The following is a 23,404-nucleotide window of genomic DNA, read 5'->3' as shown; positions in this document are numbered from 1 at the left end:
ACAAGATAACGGAAGAGGAAATATGAATACGGAAGCAGTTGCACATTATATTGCGGAGTGGATGTCGGGTTATCTCGACGGAACGGGTGCGGCGGGATTCGTCGTGGGCGTTTCGGGGGGTATCGATTCGGCGGTAGTTTCGACGCTGGCGGCTATGACCGGCCGCAGAACGCTCTGCGTGACATTGCCTATCCATCAGGTACAAGCACAGGTGGACCGGGCCGGGGAGCACGTCCGCCGGCTGACGGAACGTTATTCCAATGCAGAGGCGGCACATGCCGACCTGACGGCGGCGTACGATGCGTTCGCCGGCTCTTTCGCTCCCTCTCTGGTGCAGGGGGCGGGCAAAGGGGTGGCCGACCTGGCCGGAGCCAATGCCCGGTCGCGGCTTCGCATGACCGCACTCTACTACTTCGCCGGACTCAATAATCTGCTCGTGGCCGGTACGGGGAACAAGATAGAGGATTTCGGAGTGGGGTTCTTCACCAAGTACGGCGACGGAGGGGTGGACATCAGTCCGATTGCCGACCTCACCAAGACCGAGGTGTACGAACTGGGGCGCTGGCTGGGGGTTCCTGAGGCGATTCTCGCTGCGCCGCCGACGGACGGCCTTTTCGGTGACGACCGCACGGACGAACAGCAAATCGGGGCCACCTATCCCGAACTGGAGCGGGCGATGGCTCATGCGGAGCGGGGTACCGACCCGGCACTCCTGTCGGGCCGCGAGCGCGAAGTGTACGACATTTTCCTCCGACGCAACCGTGCCAACCGCCACAAGATGGAGCCGATACCGGTATGCCGCATTCCCCGGCACCTGGTGGAGCCGGCCGGGCGATAGAGAAGCATGTTCCGGCCGGGGCCGAAGGCGTCGGTGTTGGGGTGCATGCGCAGGGATTGTTCTTTTAACAAAATCACATTATGAAACGGGTTTGTTTGTATTATGTCTTGCTGTGGGCTGCTGTGGCGTGTGCGCCGGGCGATAATAAGTACAGCGAACGGGATTTCGTCGGGATATGGGTAGAACCCGTACCGGGGATGGCCGGCGTGCAGGGAATCGCTCTCGAAGAGGACGGCGCGGCGCATTCGGTCAATATGGCGACGCTGCGCTATGAGACCTGGAAGTATGAAAAAGGAAGGTTGGTACTGACCGGAATGAGTATCGGGAACGGTGTGACGATTCCGTTTTCGGATACGGTGAAGGTCGAGGGTCTCACGGAAGACAGTCTGCTGCTTTCGCGGGGAGAGACGGTGCTTCACCGTTACAGACGGTCGGTGGAAGAGTGCGGTTTCTCGGCCAATCCGGGTGAAATCGTACGCGGGACGGTAACCTTTGCACATGAGGTCCGCACGTTCCGGCCGTTGAACGATACGGCCGTGTACTGGCTGGTCGATAGGTCGGGTTATCTGCAGCAGCGGTACCTCGATTCCGGCCGGCCGGAGTGGCAGGCGGATGCAGAACTGGAGGTGCGGCGTGTCGATGGTGCGGCGTCGGAATTTGCCGAACGGTACGACGGCGTTTACCAGGTACTGCGCGTCGTGGATGTGCGGGAGCGATAGCCGGTGTCGCCGGAACGTTTTCGGTGTTGTGTGAATCGGATGCGGCTGCCGGAATCCGCTGCTGTGGCCGTTCCGTCTATCGGATGCCCCGGCGGTCGAGAGCGGCGGCGTAGGCGCGGGCGTTGCGGTTGTGTTCGGCAAGCGTGCGCGCGAACGCGTGATAACCCGAAAAGTCGGGCCGGGCGCAGAAGTAGAGATAGTCGTGTTCCGCATAACCGAGCACTGCATCGATGGCTGCCACGGAGGGCATGCGTATCGGTCCCGGAGGCAATCCGGCATGCTGGTAGGTGTTGTACGGCGAATCGACTTTCAGGTGTCGGTTGAGGATGCGCTTCAGAGTGAAATCGCCTATTGCATAACGTACCGTGGGGTCGGCCTGCAGGGGTATGCCGCGGTGTAGGCGGTTGATATAGACGCCCGCCATGACCGGCATTTCGTCCGTCCGGTTGGTCTCCTCGTCGATGATGGAAGCGAGTATCGCCACTTCCTTTTCCGTAAGTCCAGTGCGGCGCAGACGTTCCTGCCGCGTACCGCTCCAGAAGCGGCGGTACTCCCTGTTCATGCGTTCGGCGAAGGCGTCGGGTGATACCGTCCAGTAGACTTCGTACGTGTCGGGAATGAACATGCCGATGAACTCCTCCGGCCGGAAACCGTAGCGGGCGGCCACGGAGTCGTCCAGCAGCATGGCGGCGAAGGCGGCGGAGTCTGCGCGGAGCTGCCGGCCAAGTACGGAGGCCAACTGGGGCATGGTGCGTATGTTGTTGAAGGTGACGCGCAGAGGCGTCTGGCTGCCGCTCCGGAGCATCGAGACTATCCGGTGGGCGCTCATTCCCGCATGCAGCTCGTAACGGCCCGACCGTATCTTTCGGTCGGCGCCCATCGCCCGTGCCACTATCCGGAACCGTCCCGGCCGGGTGATGCGTCCTTCGGCCGAGAGCGTATCGCACAGCGCCTCGAAGGAGGTATTCTCCGGGATGCAGACCACCGAATCCCGGTCGGTGATACTGCCCGTGAACAGGCCGTACCCGGCGGCACCGGCGGCGAGAAGCACGGCAAGCAAGACAGCGGCTGCCGTAAGGAGCCGTCGCTTTGCGGTATGGCGGGAGGGATGGGGCATCGGAAAGGTACGCTCTCTTTGATTCGTTTGCAAAAGTATGAAAAATTTGCTTATCTTTGTGCCGGGTAAGTCTTATACGACCAGCTCCTGCTGAATCCCCCAGGCGTGGAAGCGAGCAAGGGTAGGCGGTCGCAGCGGTGCGATATAAGTAGCTTACCCTTTTTTTGTATGTTGTCACGGGCGACGGCCGCGTATCCTTTCGGAATCCATTCTTGTTCGCCCCTTAAACGTTTCCGTCATGTTCGTTAAACTATATCCTGAAAACCCGAACCCCAGGGATGTGACGCGTATCGCCGGGATACTGCGCGGCGACGGTGTAATCATCTATCCGACCGACGGCGTCTATGCCTTCGGCTGTTCGCTGGCGAGCCAGAAAGCGATAGAGCGTCTCAAAACCATCCGCGGCAAACGTGACGATGAACTCACCATCGTCTGCGACGGACTGAGCAATATTTCGGAGTATGCGCGTGTGGATAATGTGCAGTTCCGCATCCTCAAGCGCAATCTGCCGGGGCCCTTTACCTTCATCATGCAGGCCTCGGGCCGCATACCGGGCAGGGCGCTCGGGAGGCGCAGGACGGTGGCGGTGCGCGTACCGGCCAATCCCATTCCGGTGGCTATCGTGCGGGAGCTCGGCGTGCCGATGGTAACGGCTTCGGTCAAGGACCCCGACGAGATTATCGAATACACCACCGACCCGGAGCTGATTTACGAACGCTACCGCGATACGGTGGATGCCGTAGTAGACGGCGGATACGGGAATCTCGTTCCGACCACCATGGTGGACCTCACTTCCGGTGAGCCGGAGATACTGCGCGAAGGCGGCGGCGAACTCGTATGATGGACGGTCTGCCTTGATTTTCTACTTTTTCCATTCGCCCACTTCGAGGCTGCCGATGGCACTGCCGTCTACTTCGAGCCGGATGGCTGTCCGGACTTTGTGGAACCCGTATTTGCCCGCAGCACCGGGATTGATGTGCAGTGCGCCGTGCCGGCGGTCGTACATCACTTTCAGAATGTGCGAGTGGCCCGTTATGACGATGCCGGGTCGGCACGATTCGATGCGGCGCAGGAAGGAGGGTTCGTACCGACCGGGATAGCCGCCGATGTGCGTCATCAGTACGGTGATTTCCTCGCATGCGAAACACGCCGTTTCCGGCCATATCCGTCGTGTCTGGGCGTCGTCTATGTTGCCGTAAACGGCCCGGAGCGGTTTGAAGGCCGCGATTTCGTCGGAGAGCGCAGCCGAACCGATGTCGCCCGCATGCCATATCTCGTCCACATCCGCAAGGAACCCCTTCAGGGCAGTATCGAAAATTCCGTGCGTGTCCGATATGATTCCTATCTTTTTCATCCCTGCAAAGATAAGCCGGCCGGACGTCTGCCGTATCCCTGCGGACGGTTTTTTACCGTGCCGTTCTTTCGGAGAGAACAGTTCGGCCGACCGGTTCCGGTCGGAATAATAAGATTTACTTGTTTAATAATACATATCAGGCATGTGATTTGTAGCGTGTGAGATTGACGGGTACCGGTCAATCGTTTCATTTCTCAAATAAGTGTTCTATGAAGCATGTGTTACGGATTTTTGCAGTGGGTGCAGCACTGCTGGCGGTTGCCTGCACGAAAGAACAGTCCGACGGGGAGCGGATACCGGAATCCTTTTCGTCCGACAGCCATTATGTGAACGTAGATGAGGCCCGTGCGGCGGTGGAGACCATGCTCGGCAGCATGGACCCGGAGACGCGGGGCGGAGCGGTACGGAGCATCACGGGAGTCGTGACGATAGGCGGGCCCGGCGATACGCGGGGCGGCGCTTCGGATTCGCCCGTTTACCACGTTTTCAGTCTCGGTGACGGAGAGGGGTTTGCTCTTGCTTCGGGTGACGACCGCACACCGCCCGTCTTCTGTATCACCGACAGCGGTACTTTCGAGGAGATAGCCGAAACGGGTAATCCCGGTCTGGGCATGACACTGCTCAGCTACGATATCAATTATCGTGTGGCGGTAGGACTGCCCATTCCCGACGAAGGGGACGGGATGATATATCCCGGCGAGCCCGGCTATCCGTCCGCTTCTGCCTATGGCAGCGGCGGTGGGATTACCGATGTCGATATCGATTACGGCGGAGGTGTGGGGAATAATATCACCCGCAAGACTTATCCGTGGGAGCTCTCCGGCTACAAGGGGACGCAGGTCGCCTGCAACTGGGGACAGGGAGAACCGTATCACCTGATGATGCCGATGATATCCGCCAACAAACACGCTTATGCCGGCTGCGGTGCGGTGGCCGTGGCGCAAATCCTTTACCATTACGGCTATCCTTCGAGCATCGACGGTTATGCCTTGGACTGGAATAAGATAAGCAAGCATAGAAGTATTTATAGTTGCGATACGACTGTCTATCCGGCAATTGCCCGTCTGTTCGAGAGGCTTAATTCCCAAAATTATTTGCAGGCAACCGTCAGGGGGAGCAGTGGAACATTTACTAATACGAATCGGATAACGCCTACTTTTCAGTCATTGGGGTATTCGTGTGTAGCGGAAGCCGATTACAGTGCGGTATCGCTTTTGAAAGCTATTATGACAGACGGAAGACCAGTCATGGTGTTCGGCATGTCGCATCGGACACCGAAATATATTTTAGGGAAAGTGTCCGGCTATGATTATTCTGATGGACATTATTGGGTTTGCGACCGGGTAATGACCTACAAACAGAAAATAGAGACCTACAATTGGAGTATCCTGCTGCGGACGGATTACGAATGCCTTTACTATGTCCATTGCAACTGGGGATGGGACGGAAGTCACAACGGGTATTTCCTTCCTAATGAATTCGATGCAGCTCATGAGCCTGCGAAACCCGATACGCGTGCGGTGGAGGGCGAGGAGAACTATTACCAGTTTCGTATGAAAATGTGGCACCAGATAAAACGATGACAGTGATGAAAAAGGTATTTTATATTTTGCTATTTGCATGGTTCGGGATTTCCTGTACCAGAAGCGGAAGCGAAGTGGGAGGAGAATTCAGTGAAACGGAATATTATATCCAAGGCTATCTGGAGGCCGATATGCTGACAGGGACCGTTTGTACGGGAGGCTTAATCGGGTTGGGATTCAGCGGGGAACTATATTTGCCGTCTCGTGGTGAAAAAGGCGATAAGTTTCGGGAGTTGAGCGCTTTTTACGGAGATACGCACTATAATAAGCCGACCTATCCCGGAGGGCCCAACGTGTTATGCAATGAGTTCAAGAAGATAGATATTGTAAGCGACAAGGATTTCAATGAGATTCCGGCAGGGCAGTCGCTCGGTAATGTCGTTCAGTTCCTTGCTGTTTCGGTGAAACCATTCCTCGATAGCGGGTATACGGAGGAATTCGATTGGAGCAGGAATGATGTGCCGTCAGAATATAGAGACTATGCTTGGAGATTTTGGCCTAAGGAAGAGTTTTATCCGGTATATGGCTTGCTGTCGGAGTTGAGGGAAAATGAGCTCAAATTGCTTGAAAGAAGAAGTCCGAGCCTTTGTTTCCTTGATGAACCGAGGGCTTTTCGGAAACACACGTTTACGATTACGCTGGAAGATACGACGGGGCGGGAGTTGAGCTGCACGGTCGAGTACGATTTCGATGCTGTGTAGCCGGCTGATTGATTCGGTCATTGCTTCAGTGAATTAATGCGTTCCACAAGCCTGCCAAACCCGATACGCGTGCGGTGGAGGGCGAGGAAAACTATTACCAGTTTCGGATGAAGATGTGGCACCAGATAAAACGATGACGGCGATGAAAAAGGTCTTTTATATTTTGATATTTGCATGATTCGGGATTTCCTGTACCAGAAGCGGAAGCGAAGTGGGAGGAGAATTCAGTGCAACGGAATATTATATTCCAGGCTATCTGGAGGCCGACATGCTGAAAGAGCCCGATGTTTGTACGGACGGTTTGGTCAGTTTGCAATTCAGCGGTGAACTGTATTTGCCGTCTCGTGGTGAAAAAGGCGATAAGTTTCGGGAGTTGAGCGCTTTTTACGGAGATACGTACTATAATAAGCCGACCTATCCCGGGGGGCCCTACGTATTGTGCAACGAGTTCGAGCGGATAGATGTGATAAGCGACAGGGATTTCAACGATATTCCTGCGGGTTCGTCTTTAGACAGCGTGGTGGAACTTCTTGCCGCATCGGCCAAACCGTTTATCGACAGCGGTTACGACCCGTCGTACGGTTGGCCTGACAATGCTCCGGCTGCTTATTATCGGGACGGTGAACCTATCATGTGCGGCACTGCGGGCGAGGAAGGATTCTCTCCGGTTTACGGGGTGTTGTCGGACCTTCGTGCGGAAGATTTGAAATTGCTCTATTTTAGTTATGTGGGATGCATGTATCTTTCGTTTCTCGAAGAACCGGCCGTCAAGGAGCACACGTTTACCGTTACCATGCAGGATGCTGCAGGCCGGACGTTGAGCTGTACGTTCGAATATACATTTTGATTTTCTGTGCCTGCCGGGCCGCCGGTCCGGTACAGTGTGCAGGGGGCATGAAAGGACAGGCTGCCGATGAAAGTCGGCAGCCTGTCGTGTGTCGTAGCGAAGGGAGCTTTTACTGGGCTCCGCCGGTCATGGATTTGAAGAGGGCGTTGTATTTTTCGTACTTGGCCATCATGCCGTCCAGGTCGCGGATGCGGAACGTGACGTTCTTGAGCAGTTCCACGGTGCCCACGTTGGTCGGGTCGCTCGCATAGGCCTTTTCGAGATAGGGAACCGCTTTGGCATATACCTGGAATGCCTTGTTGAGTTCCGCATCGTATTCGTCCTGCGTAGCGAAAGTAGCGGCGCGCGAATTGACGTCTTCGAGGATGGCTTCGGCCTGCTTGATATAGACGATGCCGAGGTTGTTGTTCGCTACATAGCTGTCGGGGACGAGTTCGGCCATCTTGGTGAATGCCTCTATCGCCTTGTCGTATTCGTTGTTGGAGACATACAGTACCCCCAGCGCGCTCCACATGTCGGCGTTGGTCGGGTCGCTTTCGGCCGCTTGCTGGACGATGGTGAGTATGTTGTCGGGGTTCTCTCCGAGGAATACGTATGCTTCCGAGAGGCTTTCGATGATTTTGGAATCCGTCGGATACATGGCCATGCCCTTTTCCAGGTATTGCTTGGCAGTCTGTATTGCATTCGGGTCGGCCATGGCGTTGCCTCGGTAGGCGTGGTATATCAGGTAGTATATTTCGGGGTCCGAAATGTCGGCATTGCCGGCGCTGATTTTTTCGGCTGCCGTCAGGTATTCGATGCTCTGGGGGTACTTCTGGGCGAGCATGAAGGCCAGGCCTGCGTCGTGCAGCAGGGAATAGAGGTCGGCCTCGGAGATGGTGGCTCCGGGCATCTGGGCCACTTCGTAGGCGCTGATGAACATGTTGCCGGCCTCTTCGTACATGCCGAGCGGGAAATAGAGGGCTCCCGTCTTGGAATACTCGTCGTATGCCTGTTTGAGCCCTTCGTTCACTTTCTCGGCAGTTTTCTGATTGTTCCCGTCGAGTTCGTAGGCTTTTTCATACGCTTCTACCGACTTTTGGAGTGCACCGGGATATATCTCCTTGGTCATTATCCACGCTACCGGTATGGCTAGCTCGTCGAGGTAGATGTCCATGTACGGGAATATGCCCTTGGTATAGACCTTGCCGTTGAGCTCCACGACCTCGGCAGCGGTAGGTTCGCCGAACAGGGTGGTAAGCGTGACAACGTCGATGCCGTCGTAAAGGTGCTTGGATACTGCCGTCGCAACTTCGTAGAATACTTCGCCGCGGTGTATCCATGTAGAGGCCTTGCCCGATTTCTTCGGGTTGGCGATATCGGCGTCGGAACGCTCTATCTTGTTCAGCAGGCTCTTTTCGTTGATAGTCACCTGCTGTGCGGAGAGCGACGGACCGCAAAGACAGATTGCGGCAGCCGCCAGCATCAATATGCGCTTCATGGTAAGAAATGATTTAAGTTATTGTTTTTCGTAATGTGGTAATATTGTCTTTTTCATCGGTTCGGGCTGTACCGGTCGAATGTCCGTTTTTCGCGGGCTTCCAGTGCGGCCGGCGGTTACTCTTCGTGTTTCCCGCCGTTCTCCTCCGCAGCAATTATCGTTCCGTCGCTCTCCCCTTCGGGCTCTTCGCTTTTGGGAACGGCCATGACGGAGGCTATCGAATCGCCTGCGCGGAGGTTGATGACCTTCACCCCCTGGGTAGCCCTTCCGGCCAGCCGGATGTCGGAGGCAGCGGTACGTATCGCCGTTCCGTTGCGGGTGATTATCATCAGGTCGTATTCGTCGGATACCGACTGGATGGAGACCACCTTGCCGGTCTTCTCGGTCACCTGCATCGTCTTGACGCCCTTGCCGCCCCGGTTGGTCGTGCGGTAGGCATCCAGGTCGGTGCGTTTGCCGTAACCGTTCTCGCTGAGTACGAGGATGTCGTTGGCGCTTTCCGGTTCCATGCATATCATTCCTACTACGCGGTCGTCGCCTTCGATGGTGATGGCGCGTACGCCTGCTCCCGTGCGGCCTATCGGGCGTACCTTCTCCTCAGGGAACCGGATGGCCTTGCCTTCGCGGGCGGCGATAATGATGTCGGCGCGGCCGCTGGTCAGGTTGGCGTCGATGAGCTGGTCGCCCTCCTTGACGGTGATGGCATTGACGCCGTTCTGGCGGGGCCGGGAGTAAGCCTCCAGTTTCGTCTTCTTGATGATGCCTTCGCGCGTACACATGACGATGTAGTTGTTCTCGACATACTCCTTGTTGTCGAGCCCGCGCACGTTGATGTAAGCACGTATCTTGTCGTCCGGTTCTATCTGGATGACGTTCTGTATGGCGCGTCCCTTCGAGGTGCGCGTTCCCTCCGGAATGTTGTAGACCTTGAGCCAGTAGCAGCGTCCCTTTTCGGTGAAGAAGAGCATCGTGTCGTGCATCGAGGCCACATAGATGTGTTCGATGAAGTCTTCGTCGCGTGTGGCGCTCGCCTTGACGCCCACGCCGCCCCGGTGCTGCGTCCGGTATTCGGCCAGCGGAGTGCGCTTGATATAGCCCATGTGCGAAATGGTGATGACCATCTCGTCGTCGGCATAGAAATCTTCCGGATTGAACTCTTCGGCACTCATGACGATTTCCGTGCGGCGTTCGTCGCCGTACTTCTCCTTTATCTCCAGCGTTTCGTCCTTGACGATGCCCAGGCGCATCTCGCGGCTGGCCAGCACGCGGTTGTAGTACTCGATGCGTTCGAGCAATTGCGCATACTCTTCTTCTATCTTGCTGCGTTCCAGTCCGGTCAGCGCACGAAGCCTCATGTCGATGATGGCTTGTGCCTGTACCTCGCTCAGGCCGAAGCGCTCCATGAGAGCCGCCTTGGCGATGTCGGGCGTCTGGGAGCCCCGTATGATGGAGATGATTTCGTCGATGTGGTCGAGAGCGATGAGCAGTCCACGGAGGATATGGGCGCGTTTTTCGGCCTGGTCGAGGTCGTAGCGCGTGCGGCGCTCCACCACGTCGTGCCTGTGGTCCACGAAATGGCGGATGAGATCCTTCAGGTTCAGCAGGACGGGCCGGCCGTTCACCAGCGCGATGTTGTTTACCGGGAAACTGGTTTGCAGTTGCGAGTGTTTGTAGAGGGTGTTGAGTACCACGCTCGCCACGGCGTCGCTCTTGAGGATGATGACGATGCGCGTACCGCGGCGGTCGCTTTCGTCGTTGATGTACGAGATGCCGTCGATTTTCTTCTCGTTAATCATGTCGGCAATCTGACGTATCATCTCGGCCTTGTTCACCTGATAGGGAATCTCCGTCACGACGATGCACTCCCGGCCGCTGTGAGTGTGCTCTATTTCTGTTCGGGCCCGCATGACGATGCGTCCGCGTCCCGTTTCGAGCGCCTCACGCACCCCTTCGTAGCCGTATATGATGCCTCCCGTCGGAAAGTCGGGAGCTTTCACGTATTTTGCCAGTTCGGAGACTTCGATGTCCGGATTGTCTATGTAGGCTGCTATCGCGTCGCATACTTCCGAAAGGTTGTGGGGCGGCATGTTGGTGGCCATGCCCACCGCGATGCCCGACGAGCCGTTCACCAGCAGCAGCGGGATGCGGGTGGGGAGCACGGAGGGTTCCTGCAATGTATCGTCGAAGTTGTTGACGAATTCCACCGTATTCTTGCCGATGTCTGCCATCACCTCGTCGGCTATCTTGCGCATACGGGCCTCCGTATAACGCATGGCCGCGGGGCTGTCGCCGTCCATCGAACCGAAGTTACCCTGACCGTCCACCAGCGGGTAGCGCATGGCCCACGGCTGTGCCATGCGGACCATGGCGAAGTAGACCGAGCTGTCGCCGTGGGGGTGGAACTTACCGAGCACGTCGCCGACGATACGGGCGCTCTTACGGTGCGGCTTGTCCGAATAGAGGTTCAGTTCGTTGCTCATATCGAAGAGGATGCGCCGGTGTACGGGCTTCAGGCCGTCGCGCACGTCGGGAAGCGCGCGGGAGACGATGACCGACATCGAATAGTCGATATAGGCGGTCTTCATCTCTTCCTCGATGTTTATCCGGATTATCCTCGGTTCGGCGGGTGTCTCTTTAGTTTCTTCTGACATATCTGCTGATGTTCAAAACTATCATGAAATAATCGTGTAAAGATACGATTATTTTGGATTATGTACAAAATAAGCCTCTCCCTTTTTCTCCCCCGGACAGCCGGTGCGGAGAGGGTTCCGGCTCTTTCCGGCTTCGCCTCCGGAGGTGTTGCGGGGTGTGCGTGTACGGGTTCCGGCCGAACGGAACGGGGTCTCCGAAATTTCCGGAGACCCCGTTCATGCCGCCCGTTCTGTCGTTGGCACGGCGGATGTATCCGTCAGCCTTGCGGATAGACTTTCAGCGTACCTCGGAACGTGCCCTTGACGGTATAGCCTGCGTCGCTGACGAAATCGAACTGCATGTCGTACGACTCTTCCGTGCTGGAGACCGTCATGGTGCCCGTCCGGATGCACGCTTCTCCCGTGTATTCGCTTCCGGCCATGCGGACGTACCACGTTCCGTTCGGGAAGGTGGGATGGCCGTAATAGCCGAATGCGCCGCCACTGATGTCGCCGGCCTGGGGCGTCAGGTCGGGGTAGTTGCCGAAATTGACCGTTACGGTATAGGTACCGTCCGGAATACGGTATTCGTTGTCGTCGTTGGCCGCTATCGGTTCGGTGTAAAGGAGAATGTTCAGTCGGTCGCCCGAGCCGGTGTAGGCCGCTCCGTCGAAGCTTAACCCTTCGCTCCAGAGGCGGAGTTCCCAATCGGTGTAGGGCTGGTCGCGGAAGTCGTTGTTGGGGCGCACCAGCACATAGCTTTCGGTGAGCGTTCCGAACTCCACGTGTTCGGTAAGGGTGCTGATATAGTCGGGTTTTCCCGCTTGCGAGACCTTTACCTCCACCGGGCCGACGCCGTCGGCGTCGGTAGTCAGGACAATACGTCCCGTCCGTGCTTCGGCCTCCTCATTTCTGCCGACACTTACGCTGATGCTGTTCATCCCTTCGTTTTCCGATGCGGTAATCCAGCCGGTCGTCTCCGTGTCGTACTCCGTCTTCATGAACCATTCGCAGTTTACGGCTTCGACATCTATGCGGTAGCTTTCCTGGCCGATGTAATCGAAGGAGAGGCCTTCGGAGGGGGTGGCTCCGTTCGTCAGTGTGACGTTCAGGGAAGGGGGCAGCTCTTTTGCCTCCTGTGTGACGCGTACCGCCTTCGCGGGTACTGCGGCATCGCTGGGCGTAACGGTGATGTCCGCCGTGCGTCGGGCCGGTTCGGGATTCGGGGATGCGGTGACGGAGAATTTACCGTCGCTCTCCGTGACGGTGAGCCAGCTGCGGCCTGATTCCGCTATGTCGGTACTCCATGTCAGGTCGTTTCCCTCCACGGTTACGATGACCTCCTGCGGCCTGTCGTCTTCCGCCCCGAAAGTGAGTGCGGCCGGATTGACCGATAGGGAATAGGTCTGGGGACGGTCGGAACCCTGCTGGGTTATCGTAACCATGCGCGATTTGACCTTGAAGTTGTCCGTTTTGACGGTCAGGGAGGCTGTCCTCGGTTCGCTTTTCAAATTGTCCCGTACCGTTACGTTCAGTTTTCCGGCCGTCCGTTCTTCTACCGTGACCCATTCGGAGGCTCCGGCGGAGAGGGCATATTCCCAGGTCACGCCCGAAGCCGTGACAGTGAGCTCCTGAGCGGCCGCCCCCTCTGCTGCGAAAGAGAGCTGTCCGGGCGTTACGTCGAGCGAGGGGAGTTCGGTATCCGTTTTATTGCATGCGGCCAGTGCGATACATGCTGCCGCGATGTATGAAAGTCGTTTCATGTGTGCAAGGTTTAAGATTCATGTTTCGTCTTGTCCGAGGGAGCCCCCTATGCCTCTGCGGGAGGGGCGACGTACCAGCCTATCGTAATGAGGTCCTGGGTACCGGTCATGTCGAGCATCGTACCGAAAATCACCCGGCCGTCAGGTGAAACGGAGTTGATATAACCGGTCGGGACGTAGATACCGTAGGTGTCGTGTACCCATTCTTCCACGGAACCGAGTTCTGTATTCGTGTTCAGGTCGTACACGACTCCAGAGGAGAGGTTCATGGTGCCCAGTCCGATGAATGCGATACCGTCGTCCGTGACATGAATGCCGACGGAGCCGCCGTAGTCTTTCACGACAGTGGTCGTTTCGGTTTCCGTATTGTAAAAGGCGGCGTATTGCGTCCGGACGATATCCATGCGGTTGTCGGCCAGTGTTTCGATGCGGTAACTGCCGGCTATCCATTTGCCCGTGGCGCTTATCTTCGTATATTCGGCGGTGCAGATGATGCCGTCGGCGAGGTTGTAGTCCATCTCCTCCCCGAAGGCGTCGAGCATCTTGACAGGTTTGATTTCGTGGACGTCCTGTCCGACGTAATCCACTTTCCATTCGCCTCCGTCGCGTTTCCAGTAGACCATGCCGAAATCGAGGTTTTCCCATGTCGTACCGTAGATGACCGAGCCGTCGGCCGAGATGCCCCGTGCCATGATACCGTACCAGAACGCTTCGTCCCGGAAATTTTTGGCGGGCATCGGAAGTTTCTCGGCGACGCCGTCCGTCCAGAGCAGCGGCCAGGTGAGTCCCTCTTCGCCGTTGCTCTCTTTGGCGAAGCCTACCCAATATCTGCCGTCGGCAGAGCTGCCCTGTACTTCGGGTTGAAACTGGAATCCGGCGGGAGCTTCGGGAACGATGATATCGCCGGTAGTATTGATGGCTATCTGTCCGCCGTTTGAGTTGGAAAGGAACATCAGCCCCTGGTCGGTGATGGCGATGGTCTGGCTGATGAAATAGAGCGATTCGGGAAACGGGCCGAATTCGTACCGTTCTTCGGTCTCGACGTCGATGATGACCGGCGAGTATTGCCACGAATCGTCCGGTGCGACCGAGATGATGTAGCCGCCGGCATATTTGCCGCCCGGCGACATGGCCGAACTCGCAAATTCGTCGAGTTTGCGGTAGCGTGCGAAAGAGGAGTCTTTCGGCAGTTGGTTGATGCGGATGGTTTGGGTTGCCCGGTCGGCCTGGATGGTGACCGTTGTCTTGCGTTCCTGGTCGGTATCGTTATCGTCAGCGGTTAGCGTAAGGGTGTGTTCGTCGGTACGCTCGGCTTTTATCCATGATGCGTTCGGGGTGGCCTGCCACGTCGCCGGAGAGGCATCGACGGTTATCGTCAGCGGTGTATTGTCTTCGCCCAGAAAGGAGCAGGCTGCCTGACTGAGATTAACGTACTGTAAATTTTCCGTTCCCTCGTTGCAGCCGTTCAGGACCGAAACTGCGAAAAGCGCCGCTGCGACGCCTTTCGGAAGCAAACATCTTTTCATTTCGTTTTAGATTATTGAATTGTTAGGTAAATAGGGTGTGTGGATATGAAATCCCATATCCTCGTATGTATGCAAACATAATGATAAAATAAATATTATATATGCAGTGTTAAGATGTTTTCGTATTTCTTTTGTGAAGAAATATATTCCTCCGGTAAGAGGCGGAGTTGTACGTTCCGTTGTTTTAATGAACGGTTTTCGCTGATGTTTGTCTTGTTTCCTGTACTGCGGCAGGAGAGGTTGCAAGGCGTCGAAAGAGAGGGGGTACCAATACGCAAGGGGATGACTGCTCGGCAGTCATCCCCTTGCGTATTGGTATTGCGGACGGTCTATCGGAAATCTATCACTTCGTAGTCGCCGTAAAGCGACGGGTCGAACAGGAACATGGTTTTGTCAATCTCCTCGAGGGGGATAATCCGGTCGATGGTGACGGTGAGTTCTTCGCCCTGATAGTCGTAGTTCAGCGCCACGGGCATGCCGTCTTCCGCACTCACGTACAGCGTTATCGTTCCGTTGCCGTAACGGTCGCTGCGCGGAACGAGTTTGACCTTTTCCACTGCCTTGCGTTTGAGCTCGGCCGGCCCCGTATAGGTACTTTCGAACTCTTCCGGGGCGAACTCGAAGGCGCGCGTGGGGTTGTTCAGGATGTTGTGCGAACCGGTGTCGGCTGCGTCGATGACCACCTCCTTGTCGGCCGCATAGATTTCGTAGCGGTTGGTGCCGTCGCTGAACTGCTCCTGTTTCTGGAGCTTGATGCGGTAGCGGTCGCCGCTGACGAAATAGTTGCCGCTCATGTTCCCCATGCCTTGGGCCGACACGGTGAAACGTACTTCGTAATTGCCGTACGAAGCGAAGGTTTCGGCAATGTGGCGGAGGATGCTTTCGCTTGTTTCGTCGGCTTTTGCGGACGATGCCGCTGCGACCAGTGCGGCCGCTATCAGGATGAATCTTTTCATGGTATCGGTATCTGTTTGTTGCGTTGTACGGCAGATTCCTGCTGTGTCCCCTCTCCGGAGAACGTAGCATTCGTTCGGTTATTGTGTCTGCTGCAGTGCCCTCATACGTCGAGTTCCTCGTCGTCGTAGGAGAGAAGGATGTCTTCGAGCTGGCGCATGTCGGTCACGATGACCTCACGCGGCTTGCTGCCGTCCTGCCTGCCCACGATGCCCATCTTTTCCAGTTTGTCCATGATGCGGCCCGCCCGGTTGTAGCCGAGGCGGAAGTTGCGCTGGATGGCCGATGTGGAGCCCTGCCGGTTCTGGACGATGAAGTGGGCCACCTGTATCAGCATGTTGTCGGAGTCGGCCGTCTCTTCGCCTCCTCCTCCGTTGCCGCTTCCGGTCGTCCCTTTGAGCTCGAAGAAGGGGAGTTCGAAAGGCCCGTCGTATCCCTCCTGCTGGCTGATGAAGGAGGTGAGGTTCTCGATTTCGGGCGTATCGAGGAAAGCGCACTGCATTCGGGTAAGCTCTCCGTTGAGGTAGAGCAGCATGTCGCCCATGCCGATGAGGTTGTTGGCCCCCGGCTGGTCGATGATGGTACGTGAATCCACCATGGAGACCACCTTGAAGGCGATGCGGGCCGGGATGTTGGACTTTATCAGTCCGGTGATGACCTTCACGTCCGGACGCTGCGTCGCCACGATGAGGTGGATGCCCACGGCGCGCGCCTTGGCGGCAAGCCGCGTGATGGGGATTTCCACTTCGCGGCCGGCGGTCATAATCATGTCGGCGAACTCGTCGATGACGACCACGATGTAGGGCATGAAGCTGTGACCGTCGCGTTTCTTGAGCTTTCCGGCCTGGATGCGGGCGTTGTAGTCGGCGATGTTGCGTTCGCCCGCCCGGTTGAGCAGCGTGTAGCGCTCCTCCATCACCATGACCAGCGAGTTGAGCGTGTTTACCGCCTTGCTCGTGTCGGTGATGATGGCGCTCTCCTCGCCCTCCATTTTGGCGAGGAAGTGCCGGTCGAGTTTGGCGTATGCCGACAGCTCCACCTGTTTCGGGTCGATGAGGACGAACTTCAGCTCGGCCGGGTGTTTCTTGTAGAGCAGCGAGGCGATGATGGCGTTCAGACCGACCGATTTGCCCTGTCCGGTGGCGCCCGCCACGAGCAGGTGGGGCATTTTGGTAAGGTCGCCGATGTATATCTCGTTGTATATCGTCTTGCCCAGAACGATGGGAAGCCGGTACTGGCAGTCCTGGAACTTGACGGACTTTACGACCGAAAGCATCGACACGATTTCGCGCGTGCTGTTCGGTACCTCGATGCCTACCGTACCGCGTCCCTGGCCGAGCGTGACGATACGGATACTCTGCACCTTGAGTGCGAGGGCGATGTCCTCCTCCAGATTGCGGATGCGCGATACCTTTACTCCCTGTGCGGGCTCTATCTCGTAAAGCGTCACCGTCGGCCCTATCGTGGCCTTTATCTTGTCGGTTATCCGGATGCCGAAATCCTCCAGCTTCTCGCGGATGATGTTCTTGTTTTCGCGTATCTCGTCTTCCGAGATACGGATGCCCACGCTGTGGTCTTTCAGGATAACCCATGAGGGGCGTTGGTAGCGGGGCAGGGTACGGGTGGGGTCGCGGAAATCGTCGGCCTCCTCCTCTGCTTCGGTATCCTTGTAGTCCGTCTTGACGATTTCGATGCCCTCCTCGTCGCTGACCACGACACCGCCGGCGCCGAGCGTGGCCGGCGTGCGTGTCGGACGCAGCGTCGAAGCCTTGATGCGTTCGCCCTGTTCGTCCACCACGATGAAGTCGTCTTCCTCCTCTTCGATGAAGGGGGATTCGGCTGCGTCGTTCCCGTCGTTTCCGGCCGTCGCTCCGGTATGGCCGGCGGGTAGTTCTTCGTTGTCCGTCCGGTCGCCGTTGCTGACGAAGATGCCTTCCGCCTCCTGTTCATCGGAGGGATAGACCGTGAGGGTCTCCTCGGTTCCGGATACGGCCGTCCGCTCCGTTCCGGCCCTTTCGGCGGATTCCGTTCCGATTGCCTCTGACGCGATGTCGGATGCGGCTTTCGCGGCGGGTACGGTATCGGGCGTATAGTAGTAGTTGGCCGCTTCCATGTCTTCACGCAGCCGCTCCTCTTCGGCCTGCCGCTGTGTGTCTTCCTTTCCCTTGAAGGGATGGACGGGAATTTTCCCCATGAGGTCGGTAGCCCCTTTGGCTACCGACGAACCTACGCGGTTGACGACCTTGATGGTGCTGCGGTTGATATAGACCGCGATGAGTATCCAGCAGACTGCGAGCAGCAGTCCGAGCCCGGCCGTCCCTATCACCGAACGGAGCCAGTCGGCCGCGGCGATGCCCGCTTGTCCGCCGAGTCCCGTGCCGAAGATGCCCCAGCGTGTGCCGAAAAGATAGCCGAGCGAGAGCGAGCCGAGTATCATGACGATGAGCGTCGTCCGTACCGAACGGTTCAGGAAGAGCGGCCGGACGCGCATGATGCGCAGCGAGAGAATGAGCAGTACAACGGGAATGCCTATGGCGAAGACACCGAACCACTTGCCGACGAGTGCCGAGCCGGTGATTGCTCCCAGCTTGCCCGCATGGTTGGCGACGTTGTCCACCGCGCTCCAACTGAGTCCTTCGCGCAGGGCGGCCTGGTCTTCGCTCCAGGTGAAGTAGTAGCTGACGACGGCGAGCAGGAAGAAGAGCGACACGAACAGGAGCAGGAATCCGTATATCCAGCGTTCTGTTTCTCCTATTTTCCTGCCTGCGAACAGCCTGGCGGCTGTTCCGGTACTTTTCGCTTTCGTCTTTTCCTGTTTTGCCATGGTGCGGCTTTTCTGCTGTTCGGGCAAAGATAATAAAAATGTGCGAGGGTGCTGCCGGCCTGTCGCGCCGGGTGCGGTGTCAGAGTCGGGAAGCCCGTTCCCGGAGCCGTTCGGCATAGGGAACTCCTGCGGCCGAAAGAAAGGTATAGACCGGGACATGTCCTCTTTCGGCCCGCAGTCCATGGCGGTCGAGCAGCGATGCGGTTCGTCGGGCGATGGCCGGTGCGGGGTCGATGATTTCGATTGCGGCGCCGGCCTCGTCTGCGATGACCTCGGCCAGAAAAGGATAATGGGTGCAGCCGAGCACGATGCGGTCGGCGCCCGCTTCTACCAGCGGCGCGACGGCCCGGTGTACGAGTTGTCGGACGGCGGGCGTGTTTTCCTCGCCTCTTTCGACCGCTTCCACGAACCCCTCGCCTACGGCAGGCAGTATCCGGACGCCGGCGGCGTATTTGCCGCTCAGTTCGCCGAACCAGTCGCTTCCCAGCGAAGCGCGTGTGGCGAGCACCCCGATGATGCCGCTGCGGGTGGTGGCCGCGGCCGGCTTGATGGCCGGCTCCATCCCGACGAAGGGAACGGGATAGGCTGCCCGCAGCCGTTTGACGGCTATCATCGTGGCCGTATTGCAGGCCAGTACGATAAGTTTGGTTCCTGCGCCGAGCAGCGTGCGCACGGCATCGTCGATATAGCCGGACACCTCTTCGGCGGGCTTTTCGCCGTAGGGGCAGTGTGCCCCGTCGCCGTAGTAGACGACCGACTCCTCCGGCAGGGCTTTGCGCAGCTCCCGCCAGACGGAGAGGCCGCCCATGCCTGAATCGAAAACACCTATTGGGGAATTGTCCATACGGTACAAAGGTAGGGATTTTATGCGTGCGTGGTACCGGGAAAACGGCGGTCGTTGCATGCCGTCGGGAAAGGACGGCCGTTGTCCCGCTCGCTTGCGTTACGGTGGCCGGGCGGGGTATTCGTTCCTTCTGTCGGGTCTCGGCGTATGCGGCGGACGCTTTGCGGAGACGGGGCGTTGTGCGGGCGGGCGGCCTGACGATTGACGGCATGATTTTGAAAGGCCGGCAGCGGGGATTGTCGTCCTCCGGCTATCTTAATTATGACAGCGTGGCATACTGCGCAGGCGTTGGCTGCGTGGCCGGAGAGGTATTTGTCATCTGACGGTGCGCGGCAGGTACGATGCCGTGGTGTTGTACCTGATGTTATTTGTATGGGGTGGCGGGAGTTGTGAGTCCGGCAGATGCGCAGGGCGACGAGGAGTGCACAGCGTTGACAGCGTTGTCGTTTTCGTCGGGGAAGCGGTGTGTTTGCCCGGCACTCCCGGACGGTCGTCTGCGGCGGTTACGGCCCGGATGGTGACGGGTTTTCTGCGGTAGGTGTCCGGCACCGGGTCGGGGCTGTGAAACGGTGGCTGCGATTCGGCAGTTCGCGCGGAGCGCCGTATCGGCGTATCTCTTTTCGGTGCGGAGAGGGGCGGTTATTGAAGCTCCTCCAGCGAGCGGATGTAGGCGATGATTTCGTCGACGATATGCCGGCTGTCCATGCCGTCGCAGATAACCGTCCGGTCGGCCTGCGCATAGTAGCTTTCCCGTTGGGCGAGGGCGGTGCGGACATACTCTCGGATGCCGGCCTCGTCGAGTCCCGCTATCCGGGGGCGCCGGTCGCGGCGGCAAGCGAGCAGAATATGCACCAGACGTTCCTGAGAGGAGGCGAGATAGACGATGCGGCCCCGCTGCCGCATGAGCGACAGGTTGCGTTCGCTGCACGGCAGGCCGCCGCCCGTGGCTACGACGGTATTCCCTTCCTGCGGAATGGCGGCGAGCGCTTCCGTCTCCAGTTGCCGGAACACCGTTTCCCCCTCCTCGGCGAAGATGCGGGCGATGCTCTTCCCGGCAGTCTCCTCCACCAGACAGTCGGTATCGGCGAAAGTGTATCCGAGGGCCCGTGCCACGCGCCGGCCCGTCGAGCTTTTGCCGCATCCCATGAAGCCTGTGAGATAAATGGTCATCGTATGGTGTGCTTCGGTCAGAAAAGGTCAAGCTGTTGGATGTCGGGGTTGCGGGTTTCGTCCTCCTCCTCCGGCCGTTCGATGATGAGGTCGTCGTCGACCGCCGTTACGGTGGTGCGGCGGATACTCCGGTTGCCGTTCTGCAGGGCATCCTGTTCCCCGTCATCGCCGTCGGGGTCGGGGGTCGTCGGCTCCGTCGTCCGGCCTGCGGCATCTGGAACCTCCGGCTGCTCCCCGTTTTGGGATGCATCGTTTTTCTGGTCACCGCTTTCCGGCGATGGGGCCGGCGTGTCCGGCAGGTCATTCGCTGTGCCATCTGCCTCTCCGTTCCCGTTGCCTGCGGATGTCTCGTCGGGGTCGGGTCGGAGCGGTTCGGTAAAGCGGAGCGACGCCACGTCGTAGGTGGTGAGCCGTTTTCCCTTCGCCCGGTGGCTCTTGACGCCGATGAACTGCTCCACGTCCACCAGGTCGGCGGGACGCGTACGGTGGGCGCCGCCGTAGGTGATTTCCAGCTGCGGATAGCGGTCGGCCGACAGGGCTGTCATCCGCGAGCGGGGGTTGGAGTCGTCGATGAAGGACTGCATACGGTTGTCGCTCGCTTCGGCAGCGAAACGCTTCAGGTAATAGTAACGGCTGTCGGCGTCGTAGTATGCGACGCTGTATATCCGGTCGGGTGCGTACTTCTCCACCCGGATGGTATCTTCCGGGAAGTGGTGGCCGGTGTCGTATCCGGTGGTATAATACTGGCCTTTGGACGTGAAGACGATGATTTTGTCGTCGCCCTGGAACTCGCCCAGCAGGCGTCCGCGGCCGTCGGTATTGAGCCGCATCACGTCCTCGTCGAACCAGATGTTCTGTCCGGCGAGGGTGGAGGCGCCTCGCTCTTTCACCTGTATCTTGTGGATGGCGTAGCGTGAGAAGAGATTGCCCTGCGAGCTGCGCCCCTTGATGGCGAGCTTGCTGAAGTCGAGGTCCACGATGGCCTTTTTCAGTCGTGTACGCTGTTTGAACATGATTTTGAGTACCTCGGCCTCTCCGTTGGGATTCACGCTCATGTAGAGGATGCGGCTGCCGGGCGTGCCTTTGGTGATGGCGTATTCGCGGTCGCGCGTGACGCCCTTGATGGCGCAGCGCTTCATCATGATGGGGCCCTTCTCGCCGTCGCGGTAGAGGACGTTGTAAATCGTCCGTTCGTCGTTGCGCTTGAAGACCCCGATGTACTGGATGCCGGGGGCATAGAAGGCCTTGTCGCTCACCTTCGTCACCAGATAGTTGCCTGCCTGGGTGAAGACGATTACCTCGTCGATGTCGGAACAGTCGCAGACGTATTCGTCCTTCTTCATGGCGTTGCCGATGCCGAAAAAGCCCCCTTCGCGGTCCACGTAGAGTTTGGCGTTGGCGACGACCACTTTCGCCGCCTCGATGCTGTCGAACTCCCGCAGTTCGGTGCGCCGTTCGCGTCCCTTGCCGTACTTCTCCTTTATCCGGCCGTACCAGGCGACGGCGTAGTCGGTCAGGTGTTCGAGGTCGTGGCGGACACGCTCCGTCTCCTCCTCGATGCCCTTTATCTGGTTGTCGGCCTTGGCGGAGTCGTATTTCGAGATGCGGATGAACCGCAGCTCGGTAAGCTTTACCACGTCCTCGTGCGTCACTTCGCGGCGCAGCAGTTTCTTGAAAGGTGCGAGCCGTTCGTCCACCGCCTCGTAAGCCTCTTCGCGCGATTTCTTGCCTTCGATAGCCTGGTAGATTTTGTTCTCGATGAAGATGCGTTCGAGGGAGGCCATGTGCCACTCCTCGTCGAGCTCCCCGAGGCGGATGCGCAGCTCGGTGCCCAGCAGATGTTTGGTGCGTTCGGCGCTCCGGCGCAGGATTTCGCTGACGCCGATGAAGTGCGGCTTCTCGTCGGAGATGACGCACGAGTTGGGCGATATGGAGACTTCGCAGTCGGTGAAGGCATAGAGCGCGTCGATGGTCTTGTCGGCCGATTCGTCGGCGCTTACGTGGACGATGATTTCCACCTTTTCGGCGGTGTTGTCGTCCACTTTCCGTATCTTGATTTTTCCCTTTTCGTTGGCCTTGATGATGGACTCCTTGATGGACTCGGTTGTGGTGCCGTAGGGGATTTCGGTAATGGCGAGCGTGCGCTTGTCGATTTTGGAGATGCGTGCGCGCACCTTCACTACGCCGCCGCGCAGTCCGTCGTTGTAGCGCGACACGTCGATGAGGCCCCCCGTCTGGAAGTCGGGATAGAGCGTGAACGGTTCGCCCCGCAGACAGGCTACGGAGGCGTCGATGAGTTCGTTGAAGTTGTGCGGCAGGATTTTCGAGGCGAGGCCCACCGCGATACCCTCTACCCCCTGCGCCAACAGCAGCGGGAACTTCACGGGCAGCGTGACGGGTTCCTGGTTGCGGCCGTCATAGGAGAGCATCCACTCCGTGGTCTTGGGATTAAACACCACGTCGAGGGCGAACTTGCTGAGCCGGGCCTCGATGTAACGCGGCGCGGCGGCCATGTCGCCCGTGAGGATGTTGCCCCAGTTGCCCTGCGTGTCGATGAGCAACTCCTTCTGGCCGAGCTGCACGAGGGCGTCGCCGATGGAGGCGTCGCCGTGGGGGTGGTACTGCATCGTCTGGCCGATGATGTTCGCCACCTTGTTGTAGCGTCCGTCGTCGATTTTGCGCATGGCATGCAGAATGCGCCGGTGTACAGGTTTGAGGCCGTCCTCCACATGGGGTACGGCCCGTTCCAGTATCACGTACGACGCATAGTCCAGAAACCAGTCCTTGTACATGCCCGTCAGACGGTAGCGGGCCGTACCCGTTTCCGTGAGGCGCACGTATTTTTCGGACATCCGGCCTCGGCTCTCCGGCACGGCGTCCGTATCGTCCGCGTCCGTCATTCCGTCGTCGCCGGCATCCGTTCCGTCGGTCTCTTCTCCGAAACCTGCGGCGTTGCCCTCTTCGTCCGTATCGTCCGTACTGCCGGCCGCCGCCGTTCCTTCCTCTTCCGGGTCCGTTGCCGCCCGTTCCTTGTTCCTTCTCTCTTCGCTCATC

General features: G+C 58.2%; 17 protein-coding genes and 1 other RNA gene. 7 read left to right on the top strand and 11 right to left on the bottom strand.

The features are described 5' to 3' along the window. Nucleotides 1-22 precede the first annotated feature (22 nt). A complete protein-coding gene (gene nadE, locus BQ5361_RS06995) occupies nucleotides 23-838 on the top strand; it encodes an NAD(+) synthase (RefSeq protein WP_035472141.1) in 816 nt (271 codons plus the stop codon). An 80-nt stretch (nucleotides 839-918) separates the two neighbouring features. Continuing rightward, nucleotides 919-1,557: a lipocalin-like domain-containing protein gene (locus tag BQ5361_RS06990; protein ID WP_081976781.1), complete on the top strand. Its 639-nt coding sequence runs from the start codon at nucleotides 919-921 to the stop codon at nucleotides 1,555-1,557. A gap of 76 nt (nucleotides 1,558-1,633) precedes the next feature. On the opposite strand, the gene mltG is transcribed toward BQ5361_RS06990, so the two are convergent. Beyond that, nucleotides 1,634-2,707, bottom strand: a complete 1,074-nt coding sequence (mltG, locus tag BQ5361_RS06985; protein WP_257526193.1) for an endolytic transglycosylase MltG — start codon at nucleotides 2,705-2,707, stop codon at nucleotides 1,634-1,636. 30 nt (nucleotides 2,708-2,737) lie between these two features. Here mltG and ffs point away from each other — a divergent pair. After that, an RNA gene (ffs, locus tag BQ5361_RS06980) (signal recognition particle sRNA small type) lies at nucleotides 2,738-2,836 on the top strand. Nucleotides 2,837-2,912: 76 nt separating this feature from the next. Next, on the top strand, nucleotides 2,913-3,515 hold the full coding sequence (locus BQ5361_RS06975; RefSeq protein WP_035472147.1) for an L-threonylcarbamoyladenylate synthase: 603 nt from the start codon (nucleotides 2,913-2,915) through the stop codon (nucleotides 3,513-3,515). 21 nt (nucleotides 3,516-3,536) lie between these two features. Here the strand turns inward: BQ5361_RS06975 and BQ5361_RS06970 are convergent, their stop codons facing one another. Continuing rightward, nucleotides 3,537-4,028, bottom strand: coding sequence for a metallophosphoesterase family protein (locus BQ5361_RS06970; RefSeq protein ID WP_035472150.1), 492 nt, complete (start codon nucleotides 4,026-4,028; stop codon nucleotides 3,537-3,539). Nucleotides 4,029-4,237: 209 nt separating this feature from the next. Here BQ5361_RS06970 and BQ5361_RS06965 point away from each other — a divergent pair, with 209 nt between their 5' ends. The 3 genes from BQ5361_RS06965 (at nucleotide 4,238) to BQ5361_RS06955 (ending at nucleotide 7,159) form a co-directional block, all read left to right on the top strand. Then, complete coding sequence (locus BQ5361_RS06965) at nucleotides 4,238-5,611, top strand: C10 family peptidase (RefSeq protein WP_035472153.1); 1,374 nt, start codon at nucleotides 4,238-4,240, stop codon at nucleotides 5,609-5,611. A gap of 5 nt (nucleotides 5,612-5,616) precedes the next feature. Beyond that, the gene (locus BQ5361_RS06960; RefSeq protein ID WP_143047533.1) at nucleotides 5,617-6,312 is read left to right on the top strand and encodes a hypothetical protein; all 696 of its coding nucleotides are present in this window, start codon (nucleotides 5,617-5,619) and stop codon (nucleotides 6,310-6,312) included. Nucleotides 6,313-6,685: 373 nt separating this feature from the next. Next, nucleotides 6,686-7,159 (top strand): hypothetical protein, encoded by a 474-nt coding sequence (locus tag BQ5361_RS06955; RefSeq protein ID WP_257587958.1) that lies wholly within the window; start codon nucleotides 6,686-6,688, stop codon nucleotides 7,157-7,159. 109 nt (nucleotides 7,160-7,268) lie between these two features. Here BQ5361_RS06955 and BQ5361_RS06950 read toward each other — a convergent pair whose 3' ends face one another. From BQ5361_RS06950 to BQ5361_RS06910, 9 genes are all read right to left on the bottom strand, one after another. Next, entirely contained in the window at nucleotides 7,269-8,639 is a 1,371-nt protein-coding gene (locus BQ5361_RS06950; protein WP_022063997.1) for a tetratricopeptide repeat protein, read from the bottom strand. A gap of 116 nt (nucleotides 8,640-8,755) precedes the next feature. Further along, nucleotides 8,756-11,290: a DNA gyrase subunit A gene (gyrA, locus tag BQ5361_RS06945; RefSeq protein WP_022063998.1), complete on the bottom strand. Its 2,535-nt coding sequence runs from the start codon at nucleotides 11,288-11,290 to the stop codon at nucleotides 8,756-8,758. A 257-nt stretch (nucleotides 11,291-11,547) separates the two neighbouring features. After that, nucleotides 11,548-13,032, bottom strand: a complete 1,485-nt coding sequence (locus tag BQ5361_RS06940) for a BACON domain-containing protein (protein WP_035472165.1) — start codon at nucleotides 13,030-13,032, stop codon at nucleotides 11,548-11,550. A 47-nt stretch (nucleotides 13,033-13,079) separates the two neighbouring features. Next, on the bottom strand, nucleotides 13,080-14,558 hold the full coding sequence (locus tag BQ5361_RS06935) for a BACON domain-containing protein (RefSeq protein ID WP_035472168.1): 1,479 nt from the start codon (nucleotides 14,556-14,558) through the stop codon (nucleotides 13,080-13,082). 329 nt (nucleotides 14,559-14,887) lie between these two features. Beyond that, nucleotides 14,888-15,514 carry an outer membrane lipoprotein periplasmic chaperone LolA1 gene (locus BQ5361_RS06930; protein ID WP_035472170.1) on the bottom strand — a complete coding sequence of 209 codons (627 nt, stop codon included), beginning with the start codon at nucleotides 15,512-15,514 and terminating at the stop codon, nucleotides 14,888-14,890. A 101-nt stretch (nucleotides 15,515-15,615) separates the two neighbouring features. Further along, the gene (locus BQ5361_RS06925; RefSeq protein ID WP_035472364.1) at nucleotides 15,616-18,336 is read right to left on the bottom strand and encodes an FtsK/SpoIIIE family DNA translocase; all 2,721 of its coding nucleotides are present in this window, start codon (nucleotides 18,334-18,336) and stop codon (nucleotides 15,616-15,618) included. 79 nt (nucleotides 18,337-18,415) lie between these two features. After that, entirely contained in the window at nucleotides 18,416-19,180 is a 765-nt protein-coding gene (gene murI / locus BQ5361_RS06920; RefSeq protein ID WP_035472174.1) for a glutamate racemase, read from the bottom strand. Between the two features lie 639 nt (nucleotides 19,181-19,819). Beyond that, nucleotides 19,820-20,350 (bottom strand): shikimate kinase, encoded by a 531-nt coding sequence (locus BQ5361_RS06915; protein WP_035472177.1) that lies wholly within the window; start codon nucleotides 20,348-20,350, stop codon nucleotides 19,820-19,822. Nucleotides 20,351-20,367: 17 nt separating this feature from the next. Next, on the bottom strand, nucleotides 20,368-23,403 hold the full coding sequence (locus BQ5361_RS06910; protein ID WP_081976783.1) for a DNA gyrase/topoisomerase IV subunit A: 3,036 nt from the start codon (nucleotides 23,401-23,403) through the stop codon (nucleotides 20,368-20,370). Between the last annotated feature and the right edge of the window lies 1 nt (nucleotide 23,404).

It is taken from the genome of Tidjanibacter massiliensis (assembly GCF_900104605.1).
GTDB classification, from domain to species: Bacteria; Bacteroidota; Bacteroidia; order Bacteroidales; family Rikenellaceae; genus Tidjanibacter; species Tidjanibacter inops.
This window is presented reverse-complemented; position numbering and strand designations above follow the sequence as displayed.